This is a genomic window from Amycolatopsis sp. lyj-90 (assembly GCF_046549035.1).
Taxonomy (GTDB): Bacteria; Actinomycetota; Actinomycetes; order Mycobacteriales; family Pseudonocardiaceae; genus Amycolatopsis.
The window spans coordinates 755,117-770,679 of record NZ_JAJPWP010000001.1 but is presented as its reverse complement, the minus strand read 5'-3'; the positions used below and the strand labels follow the sequence as shown (position 1 = coordinate 770,679).

Annotated in this window: 14 protein-coding genes; 9 read left to right on the top strand and 5 right to left on the bottom strand. The window is 70.4% G+C overall.

What is annotated here, in order from left to right:
- The first annotated feature begins 68 nt into the window (after window positions 1-68).
- Window positions 69-500, top strand: a complete 432-nt coding sequence (locus tag ACLJPX_RS03090) for an Ohr family peroxiredoxin (protein ID WP_410598621.1) — start codon at window positions 69-71, stop codon at window positions 498-500.
- A gap of 53 nt (window positions 501-553) precedes the next feature.
- Here ACLJPX_RS03090 and ACLJPX_RS03085 read toward each other — a convergent pair whose 3' ends face one another.
- Window positions 554-3,265, bottom strand: a complete 2,712-nt coding sequence (locus ACLJPX_RS03085; protein ID WP_410598620.1) for a helix-turn-helix transcriptional regulator — start codon at window positions 3,263-3,265, stop codon at window positions 554-556.
- A gap of 135 nt (window positions 3,266-3,400) precedes the next feature.
- Between ACLJPX_RS03085 and ACLJPX_RS03080 the strand changes: the two genes are divergently transcribed.
- The 4 genes from ACLJPX_RS03080 (at window position 3,401) to ACLJPX_RS03065 (ending at window position 8,258) form a co-directional block, all read left to right on the top strand.
- A complete protein-coding gene (locus tag ACLJPX_RS03080) occupies window positions 3,401-4,936 on the top strand; it encodes a tannase/feruloyl esterase family alpha/beta hydrolase (protein ID WP_410599083.1) in 1,536 nt (511 codons plus the stop codon).
- Between the two features lie 351 nt (window positions 4,937-5,287).
- Window positions 5,288-6,634 carry an alpha-lytic protease prodomain-containing protein gene (locus tag ACLJPX_RS03075; RefSeq protein WP_410598619.1) on the top strand — a complete coding sequence of 449 codons (1,347 nt, stop codon included), beginning with the start codon at window positions 5,288-5,290 and terminating at the stop codon, window positions 6,632-6,634.
- Window positions 6,619-7,260: a sigma-70 family RNA polymerase sigma factor gene (locus tag ACLJPX_RS03070; protein WP_146044326.1), complete on the top strand. Its 642-nt coding sequence runs from the start codon at window positions 6,619-6,621 to the stop codon at window positions 7,258-7,260. Before ACLJPX_RS03075 ends, ACLJPX_RS03070 begins: the two co-directional genes overlap by 16 nt.
- The gene (locus ACLJPX_RS03065; RefSeq protein WP_410598618.1) at window positions 7,257-8,258 is read left to right on the top strand and encodes a LysR family transcriptional regulator; all 1,002 of its coding nucleotides are present in this window, start codon (window positions 7,257-7,259) and stop codon (window positions 8,256-8,258) included. The genes ACLJPX_RS03070 and ACLJPX_RS03065 overlap by 4 nt, the downstream gene beginning before the upstream one ends.
- Before the next feature lie 76 nt (window positions 8,259-8,334).
- On the opposite strand, the gene ACLJPX_RS03060 is transcribed toward ACLJPX_RS03065, so the two are convergent.
- Window positions 8,335-8,568 (bottom strand): hypothetical protein, encoded by a 234-nt coding sequence (locus ACLJPX_RS03060; RefSeq protein ID WP_410598617.1) that lies wholly within the window; start codon window positions 8,566-8,568, stop codon window positions 8,335-8,337.
- Window positions 8,569-8,726: 158 nt separating this feature from the next.
- Here ACLJPX_RS03060 and ACLJPX_RS03055 point away from each other — a divergent pair, with 158 nt between their 5' ends.
- Window positions 8,727-9,185 carry a DUF6130 family protein gene (locus ACLJPX_RS03055; RefSeq protein WP_410598616.1) on the top strand — a complete coding sequence of 153 codons (459 nt, stop codon included), beginning with the start codon at window positions 8,727-8,729 and terminating at the stop codon, window positions 9,183-9,185.
- Between the two features lie 336 nt (window positions 9,186-9,521).
- Here the strand turns inward: ACLJPX_RS03055 and ACLJPX_RS03050 are convergent, their stop codons facing one another.
- The 3 genes from ACLJPX_RS03050 to ACLJPX_RS03040 are packed head-to-tail and all read right to left on the bottom strand — an operon-like array spanning window position 9,522 to window position 12,211.
- Entirely contained in the window at window positions 9,522-10,544 is a 1,023-nt protein-coding gene (locus ACLJPX_RS03050; RefSeq protein ID WP_410598615.1) for a hypothetical protein, read from the bottom strand.
- The gene (locus ACLJPX_RS03045) at window positions 10,541-11,194 is read right to left on the bottom strand and encodes an alpha/beta fold hydrolase (protein WP_410598614.1); all 654 of its coding nucleotides are present in this window, start codon (window positions 11,192-11,194) and stop codon (window positions 10,541-10,543) included. Before ACLJPX_RS03045 ends, ACLJPX_RS03050 begins: the two co-directional genes overlap by 4 nt.
- Before the next feature lie 9 nt (window positions 11,195-11,203).
- Window positions 11,204-12,211, bottom strand: coding sequence for a hydroxyacid dehydrogenase (locus tag ACLJPX_RS03040; RefSeq protein ID WP_410598613.1), 1,008 nt, complete (start codon window positions 12,209-12,211; stop codon window positions 11,204-11,206).
- 181 nt (window positions 12,212-12,392) lie between these two features.
- Between ACLJPX_RS03040 and ACLJPX_RS03035 the strand changes: the two genes are divergently transcribed.
- From ACLJPX_RS03035 to ACLJPX_RS03025, 3 genes are read left to right on the top strand one after another with little or no spacing between them, the layout of a single operon-like run.
- A complete protein-coding gene (locus ACLJPX_RS03035; RefSeq protein WP_410598612.1) occupies window positions 12,393-13,721 on the top strand; it encodes an extracellular solute-binding protein in 1,329 nt (442 codons plus the stop codon).
- A complete protein-coding gene (locus ACLJPX_RS03030; RefSeq protein WP_410598611.1) occupies window positions 13,718-14,674 on the top strand; it encodes a carbohydrate ABC transporter permease in 957 nt (318 codons plus the stop codon). Before ACLJPX_RS03035 ends, ACLJPX_RS03030 begins: the two co-directional genes overlap by 4 nt.
- Window positions 14,671-15,537 (top strand): carbohydrate ABC transporter permease, encoded by an 867-nt coding sequence (locus tag ACLJPX_RS03025; RefSeq protein WP_101608308.1) that lies wholly within the window; start codon window positions 14,671-14,673, stop codon window positions 15,535-15,537. Before ACLJPX_RS03030 ends, ACLJPX_RS03025 begins: the two co-directional genes overlap by 4 nt.
- Window positions 15,538-15,563 lie beyond the last annotated feature (26 nt).

Below are 15,563 nucleotides of genomic sequence, written 5' to 3'. Positions count from 1 at the left end.
CGATGACGTACAGAACTGACGTCGTCCGACGGTCGCCGCGATCCCGGCCGGATTCCTACGGTTGCGGCATGTCTGAAACCACGTACACCGCCGTCGCCACTTCGACCGCGGAAGGCCGCAACGGCGGCCGGGCGACCTCCGACGACGGCGCGCTCGACGTCGGCCTCGCCGTCCCGAAGGCCTTCGGCGGTGCCGGCGACGGCACGAACCCCGAGCAGCTGTTCGCCGCGGGCTGGGCGTCCTGCTTCGTCGGCGCCGTCCGCCGGGTCGCGGGCGTGAAGAAGGTGCCGCTGAACGACCTCGCGGTCGTCGCCGAGGTGACGCTGCACCACGACACCGGCGCGGGCGAGTTCCACCTGAGCGCCGCGCTGCACCTGGAAGCGACCGGCATCGACCAGGCCACCGCCGACGAGCTGGTCCAGGGCGCGCACCAGGTGTGCCCGTACTCGAAAGCGACGCGGGAGAACGTCGAGGTCACGTTGGACGCCACCGTCGCCTGAAACCCCGGCAAGTAGTCCTCTAGTCGCGGTCCTTGCGCGTGCAACTACCGCGACTAGAGGACTACTTGCGGCAGGGCACTCACGACATCCTTTAGCTCGCCCCGGGACTTGACGCCCAGTTTCGGGAAGATCCGGTGCAGATGCGTGCCGACCGTCCGGTGCGACAGGTAGAGCCGCTGCCCGATCTCCCGGTTCGTCAGGCCCTCCGCGGCCAGGTGCACGATGCTCAGCTCGTGCGGGGTCAGCTTCTCGCGCGCGTCCGGGCCGCGATTCGGACTGGACTCCCCCGCGCTCCGCAGTTCGCGACGCGCGCGTTCGGCCCACGCGGTCATGCCGAGCGCGTCGAACGTCTCCCGCGCGACGCGCAGATGCGCCCGCGAGTCCACGACGCGGCGCTGACGCCGCAGCCATTCGCCGTAGGCCAGCCGCAGCCGCCCCCGTTCGGCGGGCCAACCGTCCAGCTCGGCCCGCAAGGCGGTCTCGAACAGCTCGTCGCTCGGATCGAGCACGGCACGGGTGTAGCGCAGTCCGATGTGCAAGGCGGGTGCCGGGGTCGACAGCGCCAGTTCTTCCATCTCTTCGACGATCTCGCGCAGGGCCTCGACCTGGCCCGCCCGGATCGCGACCTCGGTGAGGTCCGCGACGAAGTAGACGCGCAGCGCCAGCTGGAAGGCGGGATCGGCGGGGTCGAACAACCGCCGCAGGTCGGCGAACGCGTCGTCGAAGCGGCCCTCGCTCGACGCCGTGATGCCCCTCGCGAGCTGCACGGTCGCCAGTACCGGCCGGGCACCGGCGGCGAGCCCGGCCCGTTCGGCCTCGTCGGCCAGCGCCTTGGCCTGTTTGTGCTCGCCCCGCAGCGCGGCGATCTCGGCCTGGACCGCGGTGGCGAGGCCGTACATGAACGGCTGCCCGGTCTCCTTGGCGAATTTGGCCGCTTCCGCCGCGACCGGTACGGCCGCGGCGAGGTCGCCGAGCCGGACCCGGCTCCACGCCTGGACCGCCAGGGCTCGGGGCAGCAGCCCGAGCCTGCCCTGCGCACGCAGTCCCGGTGCCGCGGCCGCGGAGAACCGGGCGGCCAGGTCGGCCGCGCCGACCTGCAGCGACGCGCTGCCGAGAAAGCGGTCGACCTCGGGATCGGCTCCGGTGGCGGCGGCGAGTTTCCGTAGCTCGCCGAGTACGGACTCGGCCCGGTCGAACGGCGCGACGTACGCGGCGACGGCGACCAGGCGCGGATCGGAGTTCTCGATCGGGAGGCCGTCCGCGACGGCGAGCAGCGTCCGCCGCGTCTCCGGGCCGGGTTCGGCCCAGAAACAGCGCATGGCGGCACCCCACAGGACGCGCATCGCCGGGTCCGGGCGTCCCACCTCCGCGACCGACTCGGCCAGTCGCGCCAGCTCCGTGACCCGGGAAAGGTCTTCGCGGACGCCGTCCTCGAAGCCGCTGAGCAACCAGCTCGCCGTCGACCGTTGCCGCGGTGTGAGCTCGCCCGCGCGGGCATCCCGCACGAGCCGTTCCGCCGTCTCGCGGCCACCGGACTCGACGGCGAGCTCGGCCGCGCGCAGCAACCGGTCCGCGCGGCGTTCCGGATCGGCGCTCAAAAGGGCCGACTGCTCCAGCGCGGCGACCGCGGCCGTCGTTCCGCCCCGATGCCGGGCGCGGTCGGCCGCGCTCTCCAGCGCGCCCGCCACGTCTTCGTCGGCACCGGTCGCCGCGGCGGCCTGATGCCAGGCTCGGCGGTCCGGCTGCTCGCGCAGGATCTCGGCGAGGCTGAGGTGAGCGCGTCGCCGTTCCTCGGGCGACGCCGACGCGGGGATGGCCGAGCGCATCAGCGGATGCCGGAACGAGACCGTCCGGGGTTCGAGGTCGACGAGCCTCGCCTCGGCGGCGGGTGCCAGGGCCTCCGGCTCAACGTCTTCACCCAGCAGCGCCCCGGCCGCCGCGAGCGTCTCGGTGAGCGAGCCGGTCTCGTTGAGCGCGGCGACCAGCAAGGTCGTGCGCGTGGGTTCCGGCAGGGCGGTGAACCGGGCGCCGAAGGTGCGCTCGAGCCGCTCGGTCAGCGGCAGCACGGAATCGGCCTGCCCGCTCATGGCCGACGGCAGTTCGGTCAGGGCGAGCGGATTCCCGGCGGCCTCGGCGAGCAGCCGCGACCGGACCGCGGACGGGAGTCCGGGGGCGACGGAGTCGAGCAGTTCGGCCGCGACCTCACCGGGCAGGCGTTCGAGGTCCATTGAGGACAGTCCCGCGTCACGCAGCGGCGACGGCTCGCCCTCCCGGAGGGTCGCGATCAGGACGATCGGTTCCGTCTCGACGCGCCTGGCGACGAACGCGAGGACGTCGGCGCTCTCGCGGTCCAGCCAATGCACGTCCTCGGCGACGATCAGCAACGGCTTGGCGGCCGCCTCCTCCGAGAGCAACGTCAGCGCGGCGAGGCCGACCAGGTACGCGTTGGGCTCCGCGGCCTCGGCGAGCCCCAGCGCCGTCCAGAGCGCGGAGCGCTGCGGCGCGGGGAGGGTGTCGGCACCGGCCCGGAGCGGAAAGAGCAACTGGTGCAGGGCCGCGTAGGCGAAGTTCCGTTCGGCCTCGACCCCGGTCGTGCGCAGCACCCGCAGGCCCCCGAGCGTCGCCGCGGCGACGGCCTCCGCGACGACGGCGGACTTGCCGACCCCGGGTTCGCCCTGGACGAGGACGCCACCGCAGCCCGCGGCGGGCCCGTCGACGAGCTCGCCCAGGTCCTTCAGCTCGGCTTCCCGTCCGAAAAGCGGCATGGTGCGGCATTCCTCCCCTCGGCCATGGCTGGCCGCCCGTCCGACGATACCCAAACCGTCCGGTTAGGACTCTCGAGCGGCGTCCACAGGATGTAGACGTCCTGTCAACACGATCGGCCTAGCTTCGGGAAAGTGATGAGACGCAAGAAGATGTTCCTCGCGGCGGCCCCACTGGCCGCCCTGCTGCCGCTGGTGCTGACCTCGGTCATCCAGACGGCGCCCGCCGAGGCGGCGACGTCGTCATCGTGTGCGGCCGTTCCCGTTCCGGCACCGGCGGGCGCGCGGATCGAATCGGTCCAGGCGGCGGCGAAACCCGCCAAAGCCGATGTACCCGCCTACTGCGAAATCACCGTCACGCTGACCCACGGATCGGCGGGCGACCACGTCAAGGTCGCCGTCGCGCTGCCCCTGACCGGGTGGACCGGCAGGCTCCAGGCGGTCGGCGGCAGCGCCTACACCGCCGGCGACTTCGGCGCGCCGCTCGTCCAGGCGGTCAAGGACGGCTACAGCGGCGTGACGACCGACGCCGGTGTCCCCCTGACCTTCCTCGACACCTCATGGGCACTCACCGGCAAAGGCGAGATCAACAAGCCGCTGGTGACGAACTTCGCGACCCGTTCCGTGCACGAGGCCGCCGTCATCGGGAAGGACGTGACGCGGAAGTTCTATCAGCGAGCCGTCTCCTACTCGTACTGGAACGGCTGCTCGACCGGCGGTCGTCAGGGCTACTCCGAAGCGCAGCGGTATCCCGGGGACTTCGACGGCGTCCTGGCGAACGCGCCCGCCGTGCACTGGGCGGAGTTCGCGGTCGCGACCCTGTGGCCGCGGGTCGTGATGAACCAGGACAAGACCTTCCCCTCGGACTGTGTCTTCTCCACCTTCCGGCAGGCCGCGATCAAGGCCTGCGACGGCCGGGACGGGGTCACCAACGGCATCGTCGACCGGCCCGACGAATGCGGCTACGACCCCCGTTCGCTCATCGGCACCAAGGTGCGCTGCGGCGACGAAGAGGTCGTCGTCACCGCGGCGGACGCCGAGGTGGTCCGCAAGATCTGGGCCGGTCCGACCGACGAACACGGACGGCGGCTCTGGCCGGGTCTCCCCAAGAGCGCGGAATTCGGCCCGGTGACGAACGCCCCCGGTTTCCCGGTGGCGTTGGGCTGGGTGCGGACCTTCCTGAAGAAGCAGCCCGGGTTCGACGCCTCGAAGATCACCTATCGCCAGTTCGCCGAGCTGTTCCGCCAGTCGGTGCGGGAGTACGACGACGTCATCGGGACCTCGGACCCCGATCTGTCGGACTTCCGCCGGGCGGGCGGCAAGCTGATCACCTTCGTGGGCACCGACGACCAGCTGATCCCGCCGGGCGGCACGCTGCGGTACCGCCACGAGGTGGAGCGCGAGCTGGGCGGCCCGAAGCGGGTCAACGAGTTCTACCGGCTGTTCTTCGCTCCGGGTGTCACGCACTGCGCCGGCGGCGCGGGTGCCGCGCCGACGAACGCGCTGGGCGCGCTCGTCGACTGGGTCGAACACGGCAAGGCGCCGTCGACCCTGCCCGCGGCGAACGGCGACAAGACCCTCACCCGCGATCTCTGCCCGTATCCGCAGGTCTCTCGGTACCGGGGCCACGGTGATCCCGCGGTCTCCACGAGCTACCGCTGCGCCGCTCACTGAGGTCCATCACACCCGTGTCCGTCGTGCCGGCGCCCCCTCCGGCACGACGGGCACTTCCTCACCCTGTGAGAAGTTCCTGCGCACCCTTTGCCCTACCCCTCAAAAGTACGGTATTGACGTCTGGAGCACTGCGGCGAACCGAATCGGACACGACGGACATCCCGCATTTCCCGGCGACTGAAACCTTTGCGCGGCAACGGAATTACCGGCAGGATCACCATGCCGGACCGCCATATCACCCCACGCTCAAGCCGGGCGATATGACCCAAATGGTATGTACCAGTCACGTGATGCGCCTCGTACGGTCGGGAACGAATCTCCCTCCCCCGCCAGTTCGAGGAAAGCGTTGACATGAATAGAAAGATCCTCGCCGCCACGGCCGCGGCCATAACCGGGGCAGGCTTGATAACCGCCATCGCGCTCACCCCCAGCGCGAGTGCCGGTCAGCAAGCCACCCCGGCCGACCAGGCACAGTCCGAAATGCTCGCCGCCCTGTCGCGTGACCTGAAGATCAGCCCGGAGCAGGCCAAGCTCCGGCTCGCCAGCGAACAGCGCGCCGCGGTCGCCGACAACACGCTGAAGAAGCAACTCGGCACGTCGTACGCCGGATCCTGGCTCGACGCCACCGGAACCACGCTCACCGTGGCGGTCACCGACGCGGCACAGGCCGACCTGGTACGCGCCGCGGGCGCGACCCCGAAGACCTTCGCCCGCAGCGCCGCCGAACTCGACGCGGCGAAGCTGCGGCTGGACGCCAAGTCCACCAAGGCACCGGCGACCGTGCCCGGCTGGTACACCGACGTCACCACCAACTCGATCGTCGTGCTCGCCAACGCCGGTGGCGAGGCCGCCGCGAAGTCCTGGGCGGCCGAGTCCGGCGTCAAGGCCGACCTGGTCCGCGTCGAAGGCAGCACGGAGGACCCGCGTCCGCTGATCGACATCATCGGTGGCAACGCCTACACCTTCGGCTCGGGCCGCTGCTCCATCGGTTTCGCGGTCGAAGGCGGCTTCGTGACCGCGGGCCACTGCGGCACCACCGGCACCCGCACCTCGAACCCGAGCGGATCCGTGGCCGGCTCCAGCTTCCCCGGCAACGACTACGCCTGGGTCCGCGCCGACGCGGGCAACACCCCGCGCGCACTGGTCAACCGCTACCCCGGCACCGTGCCGGTCGCCGGTTCGACCGAGGCCCCGGTCAACTCGTCGGTGTGCCGCTCCGGCTCCACCACCGGCTGGCGCTGCGGCACCATCCTGCAGAAGAACACCTCGGTCACCTACCCCGAGGGCACCATCACCGGCCTGACCCGGACGAACGCCTGCGCCGAACCCGGCGACTCGGGCGGCTCGTGGATCACCGGCGACCAGGCGCAGGGCGTCACCTCCGGTGGCTCCGGCAACTGCACCTCCGGCGGCACCATCTACTTCCAGCCGATCACGGAGATCCTGAGCGTCTACAGCCTGCGCCTGACGGTCAGCGGGAACCCGCCGTCCAGCACCACCACGACGCCGACCACTCCCACCACGCCGACCAGCCCGACGACCTCGAACCCGCCGGGCGGCACCTGGGCGCCGTACACCTACTACGGCTCCGGCGCGACCACCACCTACGGCGGTAGCACCTACCGCGTGATCCAGCCGCACACCTCCATGCCCGGCTGGGAACCGCCGAACGTGCCCGCGCTTTGGGAACTCGCCTGACCTGGACCGCCCCCGGCGCACTCACCTCGCCGGGGGCGGCTCCTCCCCCTGACAAAGGCGCGCTGACGGCGGATCTCGAATCCCTCGTCCCCCGCGCCCGTCGCGGCGACCCCGCCGCGACCAACGAGTTGATGAGCATCGTCCAGCCGGTCGTCGCGAACTACTGCCGGAGCCGGATGGGCGGATCCGACGTACGCGTGATCGCCGCGGAGGACGTGGCGCAGGAGACCTGTCTCGCCGTGCTCACCGCGCTGCCCACCGCCCGGGTCACCGGCGGCTCCTTCCTCGCCGCCGTCCTCGGGATCGCCGCCCGGAAGGTCGCCGCCGCCTTCCGGGGGCGAGCACGGGACAGATCCGACCCCACGCCCGATCCGCCCGACCGGGCGACACCCGAGCCCAACGAGCCCGAGTGGCAGGCCCTCGCCGCCGACGGTCACGAACACCTGACCCGGTTGATGAGCGTCCTGCCCGACATCCAGCGGGAGATCCTCCGGCTGCGCATCACGGTCGGCATGTCCGCGCCCGAGACGGGCGCGGTCCTGCGGGTGAGCCCCGGCATGGTCCGGGTCGCCCAGCACCGCGCGCTGCACAAACTCCGCACGATCATCAGCGAGGACGACCGGTGATCAGTCCCCTGATCGGCCCCGGTGACGGCCATACCTGGCCGGTGGAAATCGACGTCCGGCATTTGCGCCTCCTCGACGCGATCGCGTCGGCGGGCAGCATCGCGAAGGCCGCGACCTCGCTCGGGCTCTCCCAGCCCGCACTGAGCGCGCAACTCCATCGCGTCGAGCGGGCACTGGAACGGACGGTGTTCGAACGGGACCGCAACGGCGTGCGGCCCACCGCGCTGGGCGAGGTACTGCTGAAGCACGCGCGGCGGGTCCTGGCCGCGGCGGACGACCTCGACCTGGCGATCCGCCGGTTCCACCGCGCCCCGGCCGACGGCCTGCTCCGGATCGGCGCGCTCCCGACGGTCTTCGCCGAGACCCTGAGCGGCGTGGTCGCCTCGGCGACCCCCGGCCGTCCGGTCGAACTGCTCACGCTGACCAGCAGGACGGCGTTGTTCTCCGCGTTGCTCGACGGCACCGTGGAACTGGCGCTGTACGTGGATCACCCCGGCCAGGAGCTCGTGCCGCCGGACGGCGTCCACGTGCTCCCGGTCGGAACGGAACCGGTCTTCGTGATCGTGTCCCCGGAACATCCCGTCGCCGGTCGAGGCGAGGTGTCCCTGGCGGAGCTCGCCGGGTCGGCCTGGCTGGCGGTGGCGGGCGGGGACGACGAGTTCCACGACCATCTGACGGACCAGTGCGCCCGCGCCGGTCTCGGCACGATCACCGTGCAGGAACTGGAACCGATGGTGCTGCGGCAGACCGTCCAGCGGGATCCGCGTGCGGTGGCGCTCGCCCAGTCCCTCGATTCCGGCTCCACGATGCCCGGTTCGGTGGTGGCCCTGCGGGGTGTGCCGCTGAGGACGCGGCATCTCCTGCTGTGGCGCGACGGCTCAACGATCGACGTCCCGGCCGTCCGGAGTGGACTGGTGCGCGCGATCACCGAGCTGGCCGCGATCCGGCATCGGCTCCCCGAGTGGGCCGCGGCCAACCCCGGCTGGCTCGGCACCTGACCGCGCTTCGCCGAACGAGTCCACAGTGGATTTTCGGCGAGCCAGGATCGGTACAGGTCCGGGACGGCACGTCCCGTCAGCGCTGGATACAGTCGAGTCCGAGGCCGAAACCGGTCACCACGTACTGGCAGATATGGGACGCGTTGTCCTTTTCGGTCTCCGTGCAGCCGAGAGGGTCGACGGCGCAGTAGGCGTAGAACTGGTTCGGGCTACAGGGCACCCTTTCCGCGTAGGCGGGCGAGGCGGCCATCGCACCCGCGGCAACCATGAGCGTGACAGTGGCCGCCAAGGCGGCGATACGAGACTTCATCGTGCTCTCCTTTTCCTGCGGCCCTATGGTCGGTGTTCTGGATATTCCCCGGATCCCGCCGTTTCACCTGGACATCACCGGAACGTGTCACGGTGACGTACACCGATGACGTCGTCCGACGGCCGCCGCGGTCCCCCTGGCCGTCCTAGCGTGATTTCATGCCCGCTCTTGGGAAGTTCGCCCTCGCCGCCATTCTGCTCACCGCCGCCTGTAGTGCTCCCCCGCCTGCGGCCGCTCCCCCTGCCGCCGTCGACTGGTCGCCCGCTCCCGTGGTGCCGCTGCCGTCACAGCCACCACCCGCGCTGATCGTCGACGCGCCATTGCCCGACCAGCTCGCGATGGGCCTGGTCGTACTGCGCTACCGGGCGGAGAACCTCCGGATCGTGCCGGTCTACGGCCCGGCCGCCCTCGACGTCTCGCCCCGGATCGGCCACATCCACGTGACTGTCGACGATGCGGCGTGGCACTGGGCAGACGGCAGCGGCGAGCCGCTCATCATCCAGTCCCTGCCTGCCGGACCGCACAAGGTGTGGATCGGCCTCGCCGATCCGACCCACAAGATCCTCGCCGAGAAGACCGTGAACTTCGTCGTTCCGGTCCACAGTGGACACCACTGACCGACGGCGCGCCAAGTGGTGCTCCCAATGTGGCATTGGAGACGCTGAACGTCCCCAATGCCACATTGGGAGCACCTGCCGCGAGGAACGAGAGTGGGGTTGGCGGCGCGCCCGCGCAGAGGCAGCGGGCGAACCGGCGGCGGTGACCCACGTGCGTGAGCGGTCGATCAAGTGGGTCGTGAAGGCCTCCTTGCCTACTGTGAGCGTAGGGAAGGAGGCCTTCACGGACCGCTCGCCCTCCCCGAGGGTTCTGGCCAGGACGCACCGTCGCCGTTTCGCGGCAACACGCCACCCCGATCCGCCAAAAGCTTCGCGGTATAGGGCGTTATACGACGCCTAACCGCGAGACCAGCCCCAAGGAGTGGCGCTCACGCGGTCGTGGATCGCGCGCAGCCAAGGCTGCCGGACGGCGGGAAGCCGCGCCAAGGTGTGCAGGAAGACGTCCGTCGAGGGCATGAAGAGCCCACGCGGGTGCTTCGGCAGCGGATCGTCCCGCAGGACGCCGTCCGGCATGGCCCCGGAGACGGGAGCGGTCACCTGGTCGTGGCCGAAAGCGAGCCACGACCACACTTCGGCAGCCACCGGCACCGTGTCGACGGCGCCGGAACGCGGCCACGGTCGCCCGGTCACCGGATGCCGCGGTATGAGCGCGATGTCCTCGGCGTCCGGCAGACCCGGTCCCGCGAGGGTCAGCGTCCGGCGCGCCGGGCCGGACGTGAGCAGGGCGAGCGTCGGTTCGAAGATCGCGGCGACGAGGCCACCGTGGACGCCGATCGCCCCGCCGCCCGACACCGCGAGCAGATGCGCCAGCGCGTCCCCGGCGGCCGCCTCCCAATACGGGCTCCACGCTCCGCCGGGCTCGACCGGCGGCACGCCCTCGAACGTCCAGTCGAGTGCTTCCGGAGGCTCTCCGGCAGGGTCGAACTTCACGGCGTCCGGGACGAAGCGCACCACTTGCCAGTGCGAGCAGTCGTCGATGCGGGTCCCCACCTCCAGACCGCATCGGGCGCAGGCGAGGTTGGGGCCGTCCCGCCCGTCCACTCCGTAGCAGTAGCCGCCGCATCGCTCCGGGATCAGCTCGGTTCCGCGGGTGTCGCCCGGCGCCAGCACGATCGATCCGGCGGGCCCGTCCGAAAGCAAGCCGTTCGGGGCGAAGATCCCGCGGGCTTCGGCTTCGGTCTCGTTCCACGGCCGCCTCGGCGCGCCGAACGGCTCGGGATCGACGGCGTAGGTTCCCGACGGCATGAGCGGCGGAAGCAGCATGTGCCCGTAGCGGTTGTGGGCATGGACCGGAAGCGCCACCCGCGAGACCGGGACGCTCAGCTCGGCGGCGCACCCCGCGCACGCGAACACAGTCACCGGCCTGCCCCCAGGAAGTCCCCCACGACCGCCGCGAACTCCTCCGGCCTCGAACCGTGCACCCGGTGCCCGGCGTCCTCGATGGTCACCAGGCGGCAGTCGGGGATCCGCCCGTTCATCCGCTCTAGCGACTCGCGCGTGACGTGACTGGAAGGCCCGCCGCTGACCAGCAGGGTCGGCGCCGTGATCGCGGCGAGGCGCTCCCACCAGCCGGGGTCGGGCGTGCGGAGTCCGGCCATGATCGGGTCGATCAGCCGCCAGTCGAACGGCAGCGGCTCGGGCGGCTCCGGCGTCGGAGGCAGCGGTTCCTTCACCGAGGCCGGAGGTGGCGGGGCGTCCTCGACGACCAGCCGCCGCACGCGTCCGGGCGGCAGGCGCTGGGCCAGCAGGACGGCGACCCGTCCGCCCATCGAGTGGCCCACCAGGTCGGCCTGGTCCCCGAGGAGATCGGCCACGTCGTCGGCCATGGCGTCGAGCGAGTACTTCTCCGTCCACGGACTGTCGCCGTGTCCCGGCAGGTCGACAGCCAGGACACGGCGATCCAGGCGCGAGGCGAAATCGTCCCAAGTGCCGGATTTGCTGCCCAAGGCGTGCAGCAGGACCACGGGGACACCGGTTCGTGGACCGGTGTCCCGGAAGGCGAGTGTCACTTCGCCAGACTAGGCCCGCAGGTGCGCCCGGTCCGGCGCGACCGCGTGCTGAAGCGGCTGACCAAGCACGAACCGCCGCAGCTCGCGCGCGACGAGCTCGCCCATCCGCGCGCGTTCGGCGCCCAGCGCGCCCGCCAGATGCGGGGTGAGGACGACGTTCGGCAGCGTGTACAGCGGCGAGTCCGGCGCGGGCGGTTCGGGCCAGGTGACGTCGAGGATCGCCGTGAGGTCCGGCCGCTCGCCCAGCACGGGGACGACCGACGGCTCGTCGACCACGGCGCCGCGGGCGGTGTTGATCAGGGTCGCCCCGATGCCCATCCTGGCCACCAGCTCCCCGTTCACCAGCCCCTCGGTCTCCGGCAGCAGCGGCGCGTGCAGGCTGACCACGGCGCTCGTGGCGAACAGCTCGTTCAGTTCCACCAGCCGCACGCCGAGTTCGGCGGCGGCCGCGGCGCCGACGACGGGGTCGCTCGCGAGCACTTCCACGTCGAAACGCCGCAAATGGGACGCGACGAGAGCACCGATCTCACCGAGACCGAGGAGGCCGACCCGGGAGCGGTACGCCCCGGCGACCCTCGGATCCGGCGGATAGGCCTTTCGTTCGCGGATCTCGCGGGAGATCCGGTGCACCTGCTTGAGTCCTAAGAGGACCTGGGCCAGGGTGAACTCCGCGACCGGGACGGCGTTCGCGGCCGCGGCGGACACGATCGGGAGCTCGCGAGCCCAGAACTCGGGCGTGGTCAGCGGCCGGACCGAGCCGGCGGCGACGAGGACGGCGCGCAGGTTCGGCGCGTGTCCCAACAGGACCGAGTCCAGCACCGGCGCTCCCCAGCCCGAGAGCAGGATTTCGACGCCCTCCATGGCCGCCGGATCCTCCGCCAGGCGCTCGCGGGTGAGCGGCTCACGCAGGTCCACCAGCGTCCCGATCTCCTTGCGCACCGCCTCGGGGTAAACGTCGTCGCGGCGGCGTTCCTCCATCACGAGAAGTGCCGTCGGGCGGTGTTGCAGCTCGGTCATCCCTACCTCCGTCGGCGACCATACATCGGATGCTTAAGCCGGTCCACGCGCGGCGAGTGCCACGCAGAGGCGAACCCGGCCGATTGAAATTCGTAATCATCGGACCATTGACCAGACGCCGGGAAAGCGCTTACCGTCCCACCGGAGTAGACAGCGTGGTCCACAGTGAACAGGAGATGCGATGCGGAAATCGCGGTGGATCGGCGTGGGACTCACTGTCTCAGCGCTGGTCCTTTCGGGCTGCTCGGCAGGCCCCGCCGGAACGAACGTCGCGCAGGACACCAAGGCACCCTTGGAACTGTGGACCCGGACGACCCCCGGCGGCGCCGGCGAGCAGGCCACCAAGCGGCTCGCGGAAGCCTTCGAGAAGGCGACCGGTTTCAAGGTGCAGGTCACCGCGATCTTCGACGACTTCGAAACGAAGCTGGCCCAGCGCGCCGCCCAGCGCGACCTGCCGGACATCGTGATGAACGACGTCACGCAGGTCGGCACCCTCAAGAGCCAGGGCCTCGTCCGCGAGGTCGAGCCGGGCAAGATCAAGCACGCCTCGGAACTCACCGAGCAGGCGCTGAAGTCCAACCAGACCCCGGACGGCAAGCTGTACGGCCTGCCTTACAGCGCACAGGCTTCGGCGCTGCTGATCCGCAAGGACTGGCGGGAGAAGCTCGGCAAGGCCGTGCCGCAGAGCTGGGCCGAACTGGCGGATCTCGCCAAGGCCTTCACCACCGGCGATCCCGACGGCAACGGCAAGAACGACACCGCCGGGCTGACCGCGACACTGTCGACCAAGCGGGGCTACGCCTCCTGGTACTTCTCCAACTTCCTGTGGGCGGGCGGCGGCGACTTCATCACCGAAACCGGTGGTGGCAAGTACAAGCCGTCGATGAGCACGCCCGAATCCGTGGCCGCGGTGCAGTGGTTCCGCGACCTCGGCTGCAAGGACAACGTGATCCAGCCCGGTTCGGTCACCATGCCCACCCCGGCGACCAACGAGACCTTCGAAGCGGGCAAGGCCGGGATGTACGTCGTCGGCCCGTACCTGCTGCCGCGGTTCGACAAGTCGCTCGGCAAGGACAAGTACGAGGTCGTCCCGATGCCGGCGGGCGCCAAGAACGCCGACGTCCTCGCCGAGGGTCTCTCGATCTACATGATGGCGGGCTCGCCGAACCAGGCCGGGCAGGACGCCTTCGGTGACTTCGCGATCTCGACCGACGGCCAGAAGATCGGCATGGAGGGCGAATCGGCCTTCATCGTGCAGCTCCCGGTGAACAAGAACGTCGACATCACCCAGGTCCGCTCGGACCCGCGCTGGAAGACCTACGCCGAGATCTACGCCAAGTCCGGCCACTACGCGCCGTCCATCCCGAACTGGACGCCGGTCCGCCAGGACACCGCCGACACGGTCAGCGCGCTCGTCGCCGACTGCAAGCTCGACACCAAGGCGGAACTGTCCAAACTCGACACCAAGCTCACCGCGACCTTGCAGCAACAGGGGATCAGCGCGTCATGACCGTAGATCACGCCAAGCCGGCGGCCGTCGGCGCGGACCGTCCCGCCGTGAAGCGGGCGCCCGCGCCGAAGGCCCGCAGGCGCAGCGACCGCGACGGGAAGTGGTGGACGCCGTGGCTGTTCCTGGCCCCCGCCCTGATCCTGTTCGTGTACTTCAAGTTCATCCCGATGATCACCGCGGTGACGATGTCCTTCCAGGACGTCCAGCCGTACCTGGGCAACCAGTGGGTCGGCGGGGAGAACTACAGCACCGTCCTCGGTGACGAGGCGTTCCACTCCGCGATCTGGCACACCGTCGTGATCGCGGTCGGGCAGACCGTGGGGTCGATGGTCATCGGCCTCGCGCTCGCCCTGCTGATGGAGGGCCAGAGCAAGCGGCTGAAGTTCCTGCGGTCCGCGGCGTTCCTGCCGGTGGTCGTGCCGATCGCGGTGGTCGCCGAACTCTGGCGGATCATGTACCACCCGACCGAGGACGGGATGCTCAACTCCATCCTCGGCATGGTCGGGCTGGGCCCGTCGGGCTTCATCAACGATCCCGACACCTCGATGATCTCGGTCATCATCACCGGGATCTGGCGCGGCGCCCCGTACGACATGATGATCTTCCTCGCGGGCCTGGCCGGTATCGACCGGGGGCTCTACGAAGCGGCCACTGTGGACGGTGCCTCCCGCTGGCGCAAGATCCTCCACGTCACGCTGCCGGGTCTGCGGTCGGTGTTCTCGATCCTGTTCGTCCTCGCGGCGATCCGCGGCCTGCGGGTGTTCACCGAGGTGTTCCTGCTGACCAACGGCGGGCCGAACGGCTCGACCGAAGTGGCGATGACCTTGATCTACAAACTCGGACTGGAACAGAACCGGCTGGGCGTCGGCGCGGCGGGAGCGGTCCTGCTGTTCCTCGCGACGCTCGTGCTGACCCTGTTCGTCCAGGTGCTCCGACGGAGGCGAGACGCATGACCGCGGCCAACGATTCGGCACTCGGCCTCGACGCCGTCAAGTCGCCGGGCGGACGGATCCTGAAGTACGCCGTGTACGCCCTGCTGCTGATCGTGTTCGCCGGTCCGCTGCTGGCGCTGCTGGTCAGCGCGTTCAGCGACGTGTCCGACCCGACGGCGCTGAGCGTCATCCCGTCGAGCCCCACCCTGGACAACTTCGGCATCGCGTTCGACCACGGCGTCGGGCTGTACCTGCTCAACTCGTTCCTGGTGGTCGGCTTCGGCCTGCTGCTGCAGGTCGTCATCTCGGTGCTGGCCGGATACGCGCTGGCACGCAAGAAGTTCCGCTTCATGACGTTCGTGCTGGTCGCGATCCTGGCGACGCTGATGCTGCCGGAGGAGATCCTCGCGATCCCGCTGTCGCTGATCCTGTCCGATCTGCCGGTGGTGCACATCAACCTGATCGGCAGCCTCGCCGGGATGATCGTGCCGCTCGGCGCGTGGGCCTTCTCGATCCTGGTGATGACCGAGTTCATGAAGGACGTCCCCCGCGAGCTCGAAGAAGCCGCGCGGATCGACGGTGCCGGCGACCTGCGGATCTTCGCGCAGATCATCCTGCCGATGTGCAAGCCCGCGCTCGGCGTGATCGGGGTCTTCGGCTTCACGATGATCTGGGACCAGTACCTGCTGCCGATGCTGGTCTCGTCCGACGCCTCGACCTACACGCTGCCGCTGGCCCTGCGCACCCTGCGCATCGACGCGGACGTGACGCCCGGCGTGATCATGGCGGCGTCGCTGCTGGCGCTGCTGCCCTCGGTCGCCGCGTTCCTGTTCTTCCAGCGTTCGTTCGTCCGCGGCCTCGCCTCGGGCGCACTGAAGGGCTGACCCACCGTTCTCGAGGAGAGATCCTG